The sequence below is a fragment of the Klebsiella sp. CB_Kp196 genome (genome assembly GCF_040061575.1).
GTDB lineage: Bacteria > Pseudomonadota > Gammaproteobacteria > Enterobacterales > Enterobacteriaceae > Klebsiella > Klebsiella michiganensis.
Genome location: NZ_JBEAFH010000031.1, coordinates 22,729 through 36,594, shown reverse-complemented (window position 1 = coordinate 36,594; position 13,866 = coordinate 22,729). Strand labels below are relative to the sequence as shown.

The window sequence follows — 13,866 nt, the reverse complement described above, 5'->3', positions numbered from 1 at the left end:
AAAAAATCGCCGGGAGCGATTTTTAACGTCGCTTGCGGCGGCCCACAGGGTGCCCGTCATAAAAAAGCCGGCTGGCGCCGGCTTTTCATCATTCGTTGTGCGAGATTATCGCCGGGATGGTGTCATCCTTGCGTAACGTCAGTATTTCGCAGCCGCTGTCTGTCACCACAATAGTATGCTCATACTGCGCAGACAAGCTCCGGTCTTTGGTTTTTACCGTCCAGCCGTCTTTCATACTGCGGATCTCTTTTTTACCCGCGTTGACCATCGGTTCAATGGTAAAGGTCATGCCGGGTTTGAGCACCACGTTGGTTTCCGGAGAGTCGTAATGCAGCACCTGCGGTTCTTCATGAAAACCGCGGCCGATACCGTGGCCGCAGTACTCGCGCACGACGGAGAAACCTTCGGCTTCGACGTATTTCTGGATAGCCGCGCCGATAGCGCGCAGATTAACGCCCGGTTTGACCATTTTCAGGGCCAGATAGAGGCTTTCCTGGGTAATGCGGCACAGGCGCTCGCCCAGAATGGTCGGTTTACCGACGATAAACATCTTCGAGGTGTCACCGTGGAAATCATCTTTAATGACGGTGACGTCAATGTTGACGATATCGCCATCTTTCAGCAGCTTGCCGTCGTCCGGGATCCCGTGGCACACCACTTCATTAATAGAGATGCAGACGGATTTCGGGAAGCCGTGGTAGCCCAGGCAGGCGGATACGGCTTTTTGTTCGTTAACGATATAATCGTTGCAGATGCGATCCAGTTCGCCGGTGCTGACGCCCGGTTTTACGTAGGGTTCGATCATTTCCAGCACTTCAGCGGCCAGGCGGCCGGCAACGCGCATTTTTTCGATGTCTTCAGATGTCTTGATAGAAATAGCCATGGATTGTGTCCAGCAGTGTCGATTTTTTCGACAATAATAGATTATGTCTGAACAATGTTAACAGTCCGGGCGTCCTGCTGCCAAATTGAGAATCATTAGCAGCACGCGACGTCAACAACAGTTGGTGTCTGCTCCTGTTTTGTGGTATAAAGCGCGCCGGACTTCTGTTCCATTCTCAGATACACAAGATGGACTGAAGCGACAAATCTCACTTTGTGTAACAACACACACGTATCGGCACATATTCCGGGGTGCCCTTTGGGGTCGGTAATATGGGATACGTGGAGGCATAACCCCAACTTTTATCTATAGAGGTTTTAAACATGGCAACTGTTTCCATGCGCGACATGCTCAAGGCTGGTGTTCACTTTGGTCACCAGACCCGTTACTGGAACCCGAAAATGAAGCCTTTCATCTTCGGCGCGCGTAACAAAGTTCACATCATCAACCTTGAGAAAACTGTACCGATGTTCAACGAAGCTCTGGCTGAACTGAACAAGATCTCTTCTCGCAAAGGCAAAATCCTTTTCGTTGGTACTAAGCGCGCTGCAAGCGAAGCGGTAAAAGACGCTGCTAACAGCTGCGACCAGTTCTTCGTGAACCATCGCTGGCTGGGCGGTATGCTGACTAACTGGAAAACCGTTCGTCAGTCTATCAAACGTCTGAAAGACCTGGAAACTCAGTCCCAGGACGGTACTTTCGACAAGCTGACCAAGAAAGAAGCGCTGATGCGCACTCGTGAGCTGGACAAGCTGGAAAACAGCCTGGGCGGTATCAAAGACATGGGCGGCCTGCCGGACGCGCTGTTCGTTATCGACGCTGACCACGAGCACATCGCAATCAAAGAAGCAAACAACCTGGGTATTCCGGTATTTGCTATCGTTGATACTAACTCCGATCCGGACGGCGTTGACTTCGTTATCCCGGGTAACGACGACGCAATCCGTGCAGTTAGCCTGTACCTGAGCGCTGTTGCTGCTACCGTTCGTGAAGGCCGTTCTCAGGATCTGGCTTCTCAGGCGGAAGAAAGCTTCGTAGAAGCTGAATAATAAGGCATACCCTTATTTAGTACCGTGTATAAATAGGGGCCTCTTAGCGGCCCCTTTTTCACTTTCAAATCTGTCTGGTTCCTGGAACCGGGCCGATCACATCTCCCGAGGAATAAAGAATGGCTGAAATTACCGCATCCCTGGTAAAAGAGCTGCGCGAGCGTACTGGCGCAGGCATGATGGATTGCAAAAAAGCGCTGACTGAAGCGAACGGCGACATCGAGCTGGCAATCGAAAACATGCGTAAATCCGGTGCTATTAAAGCAGCGAAAAAAGCGGGCAACGTTGCCGCTGACGGCGTGATCATCACTAAAATCGATGGCACCTACGGCATCATTCTGGAAGTTAACTGCCAGACTGACTTCGTGGCTAAAGATGGTGGCTTCCAGGCATTTGCTAACAAAGTTCTGGATGCAGCTGTTGCAGGCAAAATCACCGACGTTGAAGTTCTGAAAGCACAGTTCGAAGAAGAACGCGTTGCGCTGGTTGCTAAAATCGGTGAGAACATCAACATCCGTCGCGTTTCTTCCCTGGAAGGCGAAGTTCTGGGCTCTTACCAGCACGGCGCGCGTATCGGTGTTCTGGTTGCCGCTAAAGGCGCGAGCGAAGAGCTGGTTAAACAGCTCGCTATGCACATCGCTGCAAGCAAGCCTGAATTCGTTAAGCCGGAAGACGTTTCCGCTGAAGTGGTGGAAAAAGAGTACCAGGTTCAGCTGGACATCGCCATGCAGTCTGGCAAGCCGAAAGAAATCGCAGAGAAAATGGTTGAAGGCCGCATGAAGAAATTCACCGGCGAAGTTTCTCTGACCGGTCAGCCGTTCGTTATGGACCCGAGCAAATCCGTTGCTCAGCTGCTGAAAGAGCACAACGCTGACGTGACTGGCTTCATCCGCTTTGAAGTGGGCGAAGGCATTGAGAAAGTTGAGACTGACTTTGCAGCAGAAGTTGCTGCGATGTCCAAGCAGTCTTAATTTTCAAAAGGAGCCGCCTGAGGGCGGCTTCTTTTTGCGCCTAATGTGTAAATTCAGCCAACCGCTATAGTGGGCACGCTGAAAAGCGACGTACAATGTCGCCAGAATTAATTCATCTCATTCGTTGACAGTCTCAGGAAAGAAACATGGCTACCAATGCAAAACCCGTCTACAAACGTATTCTGCTTAAGTTAAGTGGCGAAGCTCTGCAAGGTTCAGAAGGCTTCGGTATTGATGCGAGCATACTTGACCGCATGGCTCAGGAAATCAAAGAACTGGTTGAGCTGGGTATTCAGGTTGGCGTAGTGATTGGTGGCGGTAACCTTTTCCGTGGTGCTGGTCTGGCGAAAGCGGGTATGAACCGCGTTGTGGGCGACCACATGGGCATGCTGGCAACGGTCATGAACGGCCTTGCAATGCGTGATGCACTTCATCGCGCCTATGTGAACGCCCGCCTGATGTCAGCGATTCCGCTGAATGGCGTGTGCGATAACTACAGCTGGGCGGAAGCTATCAGCCTGCTGCGTAACAACCGCGTGGTGATTCTTTCCGCGGGTACCGGCAACCCATTCTTTACCACCGATTCCGCTGCCTGCCTGCGCGGCATTGAAATTGAAGCCGATGTGGTACTGAAAGCCACCAAAGTCGACGGTGTATTTACCGCTGACCCGGCCAAAGATCCTTCCGCAACGATGTACGATCAGCTGACCTACAGCGAAGTACTGGATAAAGAGCTGAAAGTGATGGATCTTGCGGCCTTTACCCTGGCGCGTGACCACAAACTGCCGATTCGCGTATTCAATATGAATAAGCCTGGCGCGCTGCGCCGCGTGGTGATGGGTGAAAAAGAAGGCACATTAATTACTGAGTAATTCCCGTCAGCGTCAAATACGGGTAATATTCGGCCTTACTTTTTCGGGTTTTTGACCCGATGGTTTTCAACATGCTCTGTGGACGGAATGCTGCGGCTGACCCGCAGCCTGAAAGACGCTGAGCATAAACATGACTATACTTAGCTCACTTTTGCAGTGGGTGACCGTCTGGTCTGTCTGAGACAAGTTTTCAAGGATTCGTAACGTGATTAGCGATATCAGAAAAGATGCTGAAGTACGCATGGACAAATGCGTTGAAGCGTTCAAAACCCAAATCAGCAAAATACGCACGGGTCGTGCTTCTCCCAGCCTGCTGGATGGCATTATCGTGGAATACTACGGCACGCCGACTCCGCTGCGTCAGCTGGCTAGCGTAACGGTAGAAGACTCCCGCACGCTGAAGATCAACGTCTTCGATCGTTCCATGAGCCCGGCCGTTGAAAAAGCGATTATGGCTTCCGACCTCGGTCTGAACCCAAGCTCTGCGGGCAGCGATATCCGCGTTCCGCTGCCGCCGCTGACCGAAGAGCGTCGTAAAGATCTGACCAAAATCGTGCGTGGCGAAGCTGAACAGGCGCGCGTTGCCGTACGTAACGTTCGTCGCGATGCCAACGACAAAGTCAAAGCGCTGCTGAAAGAGAAAGAGATCAGCGAAGATGACGATCGCCGCTCTCAGGAAGATGTGCAGAAAATGACTGATGCTGCTATCAAGAAAGTTGATGCGGCGCTGGCGGATAAAGAAGCGGAACTGATGCAGTTCTGATTCTCTGCCGACACGCAGGTCTAACGATCGGCCTGCGTAAAATCTGAAACGCCGTACAGGAGACCGTACGCTCAATTTTCGGGATTGCGTTTAGACGGCTGGCCTTGTAGCCTTTGGCGCCATGTCAAAGGCCTTGCGCCTCCGCTCTGTCAACCGATAATTGATGCATAAGGGTTTGCTGGCGGCGTTTTGCTTTTTATCCTGTCTTCATTATTCTGGACGCCTCATGAAGCAATTAACCATTCTTGGTTCGACCGGTTCTATCGGCTGCAGCACGCTGGATGTGGTGCGCCATAATCCTGATAGCTTTTCTATCACCGCGCTGGTCGCCGGGAAAAATGTCGACCGTATGGTTGAACAATGTCTGGAATTCTCCCCTCGTTACGCGGTAATGGACGATGCGCACAGCGCGGAGCTGCTGCGTGCGCAACTGCGCGAGCAGGGCAGCCGAACGGAAGTCATGAGCGGCCAGCAGGCGGCGGCAGAAGTGGCGGCGCTGGACGAGGTTGAGCAGGTGATGGCGGCGATTGTCGGCGCAGCAGGACTGGTGCCGACGCTCTCAGCCATTCGTGCGGGTAAAACGGTGCTGCTGGCGAACAAAGAGTCGCTGGTGACCTGCGGCCGTCTGTTTATGGATGCCGTGCAGCAGTACGGCGCACGATTGTTGCCGGTTGATAGCGAGCATAATGCGATTTTTCAGAGTATGCCGGAAACAATTCAACATAATCTGGGATACGCTGATTTAACCCAGAACGGCGTGGCGTCGATTCTGCTCACCGGCTCCGGCGGTCCCTTCCGGGAAACGGCGATTTCTGAACTGGCGGCGATGACCCCCGATCGGGCATGCAAGCATCCAAACTGGTCGATGGGGCGCAAAATATCTGTCGATTCGGCCACCATGATGAACAAAGGGCTGGAGTATATCGAAGCCCGCTGGCTGTTCAACGCCTCGGCGCAGCAGATGGAAGTCCTGATCCATCCGCAATCGGTGATTCACTCGATGGTACGTTATCAGGATGGCAGCGTCCTGGCGCAGCTCGGCGAGCCGGATATGCGTACGCCGATTGCCCACACGATGGGCTGGCCAAAACGCCTTAATTCTGGCGTGAAACCGCTGGATTTCTGTCAGTTGAGCACTCTGAGCTTCTCGGCGCCGGATTACGGCCGTTACCCCTGTCTGAAGCTGGCCATGGAGGCTTTTGATGTCGGCCAGGCGGCGACCACGGCGCTGAATGCGGCAAATGAAGTTTCGGTCGCGGCGTTTCTGAACGGGGATATTCGCTTTACCGATATTGCGGCGATAAATCAGGCGGTGCTGGATCAACAGGCGTTAAATGAGCCGCAAAGTATTGATGAAGTGCTGGCTATTGATGCGATGGCCCGGGTAAGCGCAGGCCAGCTCCTGACGGCGTGGCGCAAATTCTGATACGCGTTGTGATATTTGTGGGCGCTGTGCTTCAGTGATATAGTCTGCGCCATCCGATCGTTGCATTTTGGTGTGAAAGATTACGGTGGCCGTGGCAAGACACGGCTTTTTTGCGTAAAGCTTTTGGTTGTTCTCTGCGATTGGCCGTAGCTCCGGCACCGGATAAAAATGCGTATCCAGCGCTGACCGGTGGCCCGTGTTTAGTAGCTTAGCTAATCCTTATTATGGACTTAAAACGCGTTATGTTGTCTGCTAATCAAACTGTCAGCGAAATGTTGCCTGCGCATGGCTGTCGTCATGTGGCCATTATTATGGATGGCAACGGGCGTTGGGCAAAACGGCAAGGAAAGATCCGCGCCTTTGGCCATAAAGCCGGCGCTAAATCTGTTCGTCGCGCCGTCTCTTTCGCGGCGAATAATGGTATTGAAGCGTTGACGTTATACGCGTTCAGCAGTGAAAACTGGAATCGCCCGGCGCAGGAAGTCAGCGCGCTGATGGAGCTGTTTGTCTGGGCGCTGGATAGCGAAGTGAAAAGTCTGCACCGGCATAATGTGCGCCTGCGTATTATCGGCGAGACCACGCGCTTCAATGCGCGTCTCCAGGAGCGTATTCGTAAAGCGGAGGCGCTGACTGAGAACAACACCGGTTTGACCCTGAATATTGCGGCGAACTACGGCGGCCGCTGGGATATCGTCCAGGGCGTTCGTCATCTGGCCAAACAGGTGCAAGACGGGGTGCTTCAGCCCGAGCAAATCACAGAAGAGATGCTGAGCCAGCAGGTCTGCATGCATGAACTGGCTCCCGTAGATTTAGTTATTAGGACCGGGGGAGAGCATCGCATTAGTAATTTTTTGATTTGGCAAATTGCCTATGCCGAACTTTACTTTACGGATGTTCTTTGGCCCGATTTCGCTGAACAGGACTTTGAAGGTGCACTCCATGCCTTTGTTAATCGAGAGCGTCGCTTCGGCGGCACTGAGCCGGGCGGCAACAATGCCTGATGGGGGTCACTTTTGCTGAAGTATCGCCTGATTTCTGCTTTCGTCTTAATACCCGTTGTTATTGCGGCGCTTTTTTTACTGCCGCCTGCGGGTTTTGCCATCGTTACGCTAGTCGTCTGTATGCTCGCCGCGTGGGAGTGGGGGCAATTTAGCGGTTTCACTTCAACTACCCAGAGAGTCTGGCTGTCAGTGCTTTGCGGTCTGCTGCTGGCGCTGATGCTATTCCTGATGCCGGAATACCATTATGACGTTCATCAACCGCTGGTTGAGGGCGCGCTATGGGCATCATTAGGCTGGTGGGTCGTCGCGCTGCTTTTAGTGCTCACTTACCCTGCTTCAGCGGCTTTCTGGCGCAATTCAAAAACGCTCCGTCTGATTTTTGGCGTCCTGACCATCGTGCCGTTTTTTTGGGGCATGCTGGCGCTTCGGGCCTGGCATTATACCGATGACCATTATAGCGGTGCGCTGTGGTTGCTGTACGTAATGATTCTGGTCTGGGGCGCGGATTCCGGCGCTTACATGTTCGGAAAAATGTTCGGTAAGCATAAGCTGGCGCCGAAGGTTTCTCCGGGTAAAACCTGGCAGGGTTTTTTCGGCGGTCTGTTAACGGCAGCGGTTATCTCCTGGGCTTACGGCTGGTGGGCCCATCTGAATGTCACGCCGATGGTGCTGCTGGTGTGTTCTATTGTCGCGGCCCTGGCTTCGGTACTCGGCGACCTGACCGAAAGCATGTTTAAACGCGAAGCTGGCATTAAAGATAGCGGAAATCTGATTCCCGGACACGGCGGTATTCTCGATCGTATCGATAGCCTGACGGCCGCGGTGCCCGTGTTTGCTTGCCTACTCTTGTTGGTTTTCAGGACGATTTGACGGAAGGTTTTATGCTGAGCGTTCTCTGGAATTTGGCTGCTTTTATTATTGCGCTGGGCGTGTTGATCACCGTCCATGAGTTTGGCCATTTCTGGGTTGCTCGCCGCTGCGGTATCCGCGTTGAGCGTTTCTCAATCGGCTTTGGCAAAGCGCTGTGGCGCCGTTTTGACAAGCAAGGAACGGAATTTATTATCGCCCTTATTCCGCTGGGCGGTTATGTCAAAATGCTTGACGAACGCGTTGAGCCCGTGGCCCCAGAGATGCGTCACTCCGCGTTTAACAACAAAACCGTCGGCCAGCGCGCCGCCGTTATTGCCGCGGGGCCAATCGCGAACTTCCTTTTTGCCATTTTTGCCTACTGGCTGGTGTTTATTATCGGCGTGCCAGGCGTGCGTCCGGTCGTTGGCGACATAACGCCCAACTCGATCGCCGCGCAAGCACAAATTGCAAAAGGAACGGAACTTAAAGCGATAGATGGCATCGAAACGCCTGATTGGGATGCAGTACGTATGGCGCTGGTGGCGAAGATAGGCGATCGGCAAACAATAGTTACGGTCGCCCCTTTCGGGACCAATCAACGTCAGGATAAAATCCTCGATCTGCAGCACTGGGCGTTTGAGCCGGATAAACAAGATCCGGTTGCCTCGTTGGGCATTCAGCCTCGCAGCGCGCAGATTGATACCGTCCTGGCTGAAGTACAATCTGACTCGGCGGCGCAGAAGGCGGGTTTGCAAGCGGGCGACAGGATCGTTAAAGTCGATGGTCAACCGTTAACGCAGTGGATGACGTTTGTTAATCTGGTGCGTGATAATCCGGGTAGGGCATTAGTTCTGGACATCGAGCGGCAGGGTAGCCCCCTGTCGGTGACCTTGACGCCGGATACGAAGTCTACCAAAGGCAAAGCGGAGGGGTTTGCAGGGGTCGTACCTAAGGTCATCCCGCTGCCTGATGAATATAAGACAGTGCGTCAGTACGGGCCGTTTGCCGCCATCGCTGAAGCCACGGATAAAACCTGGCAACTGATGTCGTTAACGGTCCGAATGCTGGGCAAATTGATAACCGGTGATGTCAAACTGAACAACCTCAGCGGGCCGATTTCTATCGCCCAGGGGGCTGGGATGTCAGCGGAATTTGGGTTGATTTACTATCTGATGTTCCTTGCGCTGATCAGCGTGAACCTCGGCATAATCAACCTGTTCCCGCTTCCCGTTCTCGACGGGGGACATCTGCTGTTTTTGGCGATTGAAAAGCTGAAAGGCGGGCCGGTATCCGAGCGAGTTCAAGACTTTAGTTATCGCATTGGCTCAATATTGCTGGTGCTGTTAATGGGGCTTGCACTTTTCAATGATTTCTCTCGGTTGTAAGAGAGTTTGTTAGGAAGAACGCATAATAACGATGGCGATGAAAAAGTTGCTCATAGCGTCGCTGCTGTTTAGCAGCGCAACCGTATACGGTGCTGACGGGTTCGTGGTGAAGGACATTCATTTCGAAGGCCTTCAGCGAGTCGCTGTTGGTGCGGCCCTCCTCAGTATGCCAGTGCGTCCTGGCGATACCGTAACCGATGATGATATCAGTAACACCATCCGTGCTCTGTTTGCCACCGGCAACTTTGAGGACGTCCGCGTACTGCGCGATGGTGATACCCTGCTGGTGCAGGTGAAAGAGCGTCCAACGATTGCCAGCATCACTTTCTCCGGTAACAAGTCGGTGAAAGATGACATGCTCAAGCAAAACCTTGAGGCATCCGGCGTGCGCGTAGGGGAATCCCTCGATCGCACCACGCTGGCTGATATCGAAAAGGGGCTGGAGGATTTCTACTACAGCGTCGGTAAGTACAGCGCCAGCGTTAAAGCTGTCGTGACGCCGCTGCCGCGTAACCGTGTCGACCTGAAGCTGGTATTCCAGGAAGGCGTCTCGGCGAAAATCCAGCAGATCAATATCGTCGGCAACCACGCATTCAGCACCGATGAACTCATTTCTACCTTCCAGCTGCGCGATGAAGTGCCGTGGTGGAACGTGGTGGGCGATCGTAAATATCAGAAACAGAAGCTGGCGGGAGATCTTGAAACGCTGCGCAGCTACTATCTGGATCGCGGCTATGCTCGTTTCAACATTGACTCCACGCAGGTTAGCCTGACGCCGGACAAAAAAGGTATCTACATCACCATCAACATTACCGAAGGCGATCAGTACAAGCTTTCTGGGGTGCAGGTGACGGGTGATCTGGCGGGGCATTCGGCAGAAATCGAAGCGCTGACCAAAGTGGAGCCGGGCGAGCTGTATAACGGCACCAAAGTGACCAAAATGGAGAATGACATTAAGAAACTCCTTGGTCGCTACGGCTATGCCTATCCGCGCGTTCAGTCCCAGCCGGAAATCAGCGATAGCGATAAGACCGTGAAGCTGCACGTGAACGTCGATGCGGGTAACCGCTACTACGTGCGTAAAATTCGCTTCGAAGGCAACGACACCTCGAAAGATGCCGTTCTGCGTCGAGAAATGCGTCAGATGGAAGGCGCCTGGCTGGGCAGCGACCTGGTCGATCAGGGTAAAGATCGTCTGAACCGTTTAGGCTACTTTGAAACGGTTGATACCGATACGCAGCGCGTTCCGGGCAGCCCGGATCAGGTTGACGTGGTCTATAAGGTTAAAGAGCGTAACACCGGTAGCTTTAACTTCGGCGTTGGTTACGGTACGGAAAGCGGCGTCAGCTTCCAGGCCGGCGTTCAGCAGGATAACTGGCTCGGTACCGGCTATTCCGTTGGGATTAACGGCACCAAAAACGACTATCAGACCTATACTGAACTGTCGGTGACGAACCCGTACTTTACCGTGGATGGCGTCAGCCTCGGCGGTCGTGTTTTCTATAACGACTTCGACGCTAACGATGCGGACCTGTCTGACTATACCAACAAAAGCTATGGTACAGACATCACGCTGGGCTTCCCGGTTAACGAATACAATACGCTGCGCGCGGGCCTGGGCTATGTGCATAACAAGCTATCCAACATGCAGCCTCAGGTATCCATGTGGCGTTATCTGAATTCGATGGGGCAGTATCCGGACAACACCAACGACAGAAACTCGTTCAGCGCTGACGACTTCACCTTCAACTACGGCTGGACGTATAACAAGCTCGACCGTGGCTTCTTCCCGACCGAAGGCTCACGCGTCAACCTGAACGGTAAAGTGACGATTCCGGGATCGGATAACGAATATTACAAAGCGACGCTCGATACCGCGACCTATGTACCGATCGATGACGATCATAAATGGGTGATGTTGGGTCGTACCCGCTTTGGTTATGGCGATGGTCTGGGCGGTAAAGAGATGCCGTTCTATGAGAACTTCTATGCCGGTGGTTCAAGCACCGTGCGTGGCTTCCAGTCCAATACTATCGGTCCGAAAGCGGTTTATTTCCCGGCCAGCAGCCGTCATGACGACGACAGCAGCTACGATAACGAATGTAAGAGCAGCGAGTCCGCACCGTGTAAGTCTGATGATGCGGTGGGCGGTAACGCCATGGCGGTTGCCAGCCTTGAGCTGATCACCCCGACGCCGTTTATTAGCGATAAATATGCGAACTCGGTCCGTACTTCCGTCTTCTGGGATATGGGTACCGTGTGGGATACTCACTGGGATTCAGCCGCATATGGTGGTTACCCGGACTACAGCGATCCAAGTAATATCCGTATGTCTGCGGGTATCGCAGTACAGTGGATGTCGCCGTTAGGGCCGTTGGTATTCTCCTACGCTCAGCCGTTTAAAAAGTACGATGGAGACAAAGCCGAACAGTTCCAGTTTAACATCGGTAAAACCTGGTAATGGTATTGGCTACAATGGAATGTAAGTGCAGTTGCAGTATAGCGCTGACTATTGGCGATAACTGAGGTTGTCGCCTGGCCACGCAAATAACGGTACCCCTGGGTACTCATGGGATGGTAAGGAGTTAATTGTGAAAAAGTGGTTATTAGCTGCAGGTCTGGGTTTAGCAATGGTAACTTCCGCTCAGGCGGCAGATAAAATTGCAATGGTTAACATGAACAGCCTCTTCCAACAGGTTGCCCAGAAAACAGGCGTTTCTAACACGCTGGAAAACGAGTTTAAAGGCCGCGCGAGCGAGCTGCAGCGTATGGAAGGCGACCTGCAGTCTAAAATGCAGCGTCTGCAGTCCATGAAAGCGGGCTCTGACCGTACCAAACTGGAAAAAGACGTGATGGCTCAGCGCCAGACTTTCTCCCAGAAAGCGCAGTCTTTCGAACAGGATCGTGCACGTCGTTCTAACGAAGAGCGCGGCAAGCTGGTGACTCGTATTCAGAGCGCCGTGCAGAGCGTGGCTAAAGATCAGAGCATCGATCTGGTTGTTGACTCTAATGCCGTTGCATACAACAGCAGCGATGTAAAAGACATCACCGCTGATGTGCTGAAACAGGTTAAATAAGTAATGCCTTCAATTCGACTGGCTGATTTAGCCCAGCAGTTGGATGCAGAATTACACGGTGATGGCGATATCGTCATCACCGGCGTTGCGTCCATGCAGTCCGCACAAGCGGGCGATATTACTTTCATGGTAAATCCTAAGTACCGTGAACACCTGGCCGCTTGCCAGGCATCTGCCGTCGTGATGACGCAGGATGATTTACCTTTTGCTCATAGCGCCGCGCTGGTAGTGCGTAATCCCTACCTGACCTACGCGCGCATGGCTCAAATTCTTGATACCACGCCGCAGCCGGCGCAGGATATCGCGCCCAGCGCGGTCATCGATGCGACGGCGAAGCTGGGTACCCACGTGGCGATTGGCCCAAACGCCGTGATTGAATCGGGCGTCATCCTCGGTGATAACGTGGTTATCGGCGCGGGCTGCTTCGTTGGGAAAAATACGAAAATAGGTGCCGGCTCGCGTTTATGGGCCAACGTCACCGTTTACCACGACATTGAGATCGGCGAGAATTGCCTGATCCAGTCCAGCACGGTGATTGGCGCAGATGGCTTCGGCTACGCGAACGATCGCGGCAACTGGGTTAAGATCCCACAGCTGGGTCGCGTAATTATTGGCGATCGCGTGGAGATTGGCGCCTGTACGACCATCGACCGTGGTGCGCTGGACGACACCGTCATCGGTAACGGCGTGATTATTGATAACCAGTGTCAAATTGCGCACAACGTGGTGATTGGCGACAACACCGCGGTTGCTGGCGGCGTCATCATGGCGGGCAGCCTGAAGATCGGCCGCTACTGCATGATTGGCGGAGCCAGCGTGATCAACGGCCATATGGAAATCTGCGATAAAGTCACCGTTACGGGGATGGGAATGGTTATGCGTCCTATCACAGAGCCAGGGGTTTACTCTTCAGGTATCCCGCTGCAGCCGAATAAGGTCTGGCGTAAGACCGCTGCGCTGGTACTGAATATTGATGATATGAGCAAGCGCCTCAAAGCCATTGAGCGCAAGGTTAATCAACAAGATTAGTGCTGCGTCCAGCCACATTAAATTTTCGGCCTGTTGCATTCATGAGATTGCCGCAGGCCGTGTTATTATTGCCTTTTAGGATATTTAGACAGGAAGAGTATTTTGACTACTGACACTCATACTCTGCACATTGAAGAGATTCTGGAACTTCTGCCTCACCGATACCCGTTCCTGCTGGTCGATCGCGTGCTGGATTTTGAAGAAGGTCGTTTTCTACGCGCAGTTAAAAATGTTTCTGTAAATGAGCCGTTTTTCCAGGGGCATTTCCCTGGTAAGCCGATTTTACCGGGCGTATTGATTCTCGAAGCTATGGCCCAGGCCACCGGCATTCTGGCATTCAAAAGCGTTGGAAAACTGGAACCGGGCGAGCTGTATTATTTTGCCGGGATTGACGAAGCGCGTTTCAAACGTCCGGTCGTGCCTGGCGATCAGATGATTATGGAAGTCACTTTTGAAAAAACCCGCCGCGGTCTGACTCGCTTTAAAGGCGTTGCAACCGTTGACGGAAAAGTGGTTTGCGAAGCAACGATGATGTGTGCCCGTAGCCGGGAGGCCTGATAC

13 protein-coding genes are annotated in these 13,866 nt (G+C 53.0%); 12 read left to right on the top strand and 1 reads right to left on the bottom strand.

The window, feature by feature from the left end:
• Nucleotides 1-88: 88 nt before the first annotated feature.
• Entirely contained in the window at nt 89-883 is a 795-nt protein-coding gene (gene map / locus ABLU87_RS04965; RefSeq protein ID WP_004098745.1) for a type I methionyl aminopeptidase, read from the bottom strand.
• 323 nt (nt 884-1,206) lie between these two features.
• On the opposite strand from map, the gene rpsB reads away from it, so the two are divergent.
• The 12 genes from rpsB (at nt 1,207) to fabZ (ending at nt 13,863) form a co-directional block, all read left to right on the top strand.
• On the top strand, nt 1,207-1,932 hold the full coding sequence (rpsB, locus tag ABLU87_RS04960; protein ID WP_003856207.1) for a 30S ribosomal protein S2: 726 nt from the start codon (nt 1,207-1,209) through the stop codon (nt 1,930-1,932).
• A 119-nt stretch (nt 1,933-2,051) separates the two neighbouring features.
• On the top strand, nt 2,052-2,903 hold the full coding sequence (gene tsf, locus ABLU87_RS04955; RefSeq protein ID WP_004098746.1) for a translation elongation factor Ts: 852 nt from the start codon (nt 2,052-2,054) through the stop codon (nt 2,901-2,903).
• A gap of 146 nt (nt 2,904-3,049) precedes the next feature.
• Nucleotides 3,050-3,775 (top strand): UMP kinase, encoded by a 726-nt coding sequence (gene pyrH, locus ABLU87_RS04950; protein ID WP_004098747.1) that lies wholly within the window; start codon nt 3,050-3,052, stop codon nt 3,773-3,775.
• 205 nt (nt 3,776-3,980) lie between these two features.
• Nucleotides 3,981-4,538 carry a ribosome recycling factor gene (gene frr / locus ABLU87_RS04945; protein ID WP_004098748.1) on the top strand — a complete coding sequence of 186 codons (558 nt, stop codon included), beginning with the start codon at nt 3,981-3,983 and terminating at the stop codon, nt 4,536-4,538.
• A 226-nt stretch (nt 4,539-4,764) separates the two neighbouring features.
• Nucleotides 4,765-5,964 (top strand): 1-deoxy-D-xylulose-5-phosphate reductoisomerase, encoded by a 1,200-nt coding sequence (gene ispC / locus ABLU87_RS04940; protein WP_057173044.1) that lies wholly within the window; start codon nt 4,765-4,767, stop codon nt 5,962-5,964.
• 242 nt (nt 5,965-6,206) lie between these two features.
• On the top strand, nt 6,207-6,965 hold the full coding sequence (gene ispU / locus ABLU87_RS04935; RefSeq protein WP_004098751.1) for a (2E,6E)-farnesyl-diphosphate-specific ditrans,polycis-undecaprenyl-diphosphate synthase: 759 nt from the start codon (nt 6,207-6,209) through the stop codon (nt 6,963-6,965).
• Nucleotides 6,966-6,977: 12 nt separating this feature from the next.
• Nucleotides 6,978-7,835, top strand: coding sequence for a phosphatidate cytidylyltransferase (gene cdsA, locus ABLU87_RS04930; protein ID WP_014228000.1), 858 nt, complete (start codon nt 6,978-6,980; stop codon nt 7,833-7,835).
• An 11-nt stretch (nt 7,836-7,846) separates the two neighbouring features.
• Complete coding sequence (gene rseP, locus ABLU87_RS04925; protein ID WP_014228001.1) at nt 7,847-9,199, top strand: sigma E protease regulator RseP; 1,353 nt, start codon at nt 7,847-7,849, stop codon at nt 9,197-9,199.
• Between the two features lie 31 nt (nt 9,200-9,230).
• A complete protein-coding gene (gene bamA / locus ABLU87_RS04920) occupies nt 9,231-11,660 on the top strand; it encodes an outer membrane protein assembly factor BamA (protein ID WP_014228002.1) in 2,430 nt (809 codons plus the stop codon).
• Between the two features lie 130 nt (nt 11,661-11,790).
• Nucleotides 11,791-12,276, top strand: coding sequence for a molecular chaperone Skp (gene skp, locus ABLU87_RS04915; protein WP_004098757.1), 486 nt, complete (start codon nt 11,791-11,793; stop codon nt 12,274-12,276).
• 3 nt (nt 12,277-12,279) lie between these two features.
• Complete coding sequence (gene lpxD, locus ABLU87_RS04910) at nt 12,280-13,305, top strand: UDP-3-O-(3-hydroxymyristoyl)glucosamine N-acyltransferase (RefSeq protein WP_014837448.1); 1,026 nt, start codon at nt 12,280-12,282, stop codon at nt 13,303-13,305.
• Between the two features lie 102 nt (nt 13,306-13,407).
• Complete coding sequence (gene fabZ / locus ABLU87_RS04905) at nt 13,408-13,863, top strand: 3-hydroxyacyl-ACP dehydratase FabZ (protein ID WP_004098761.1); 456 nt, start codon at nt 13,408-13,410, stop codon at nt 13,861-13,863.
• Nucleotides 13,864-13,866: the final 3 nt, after the last annotated feature.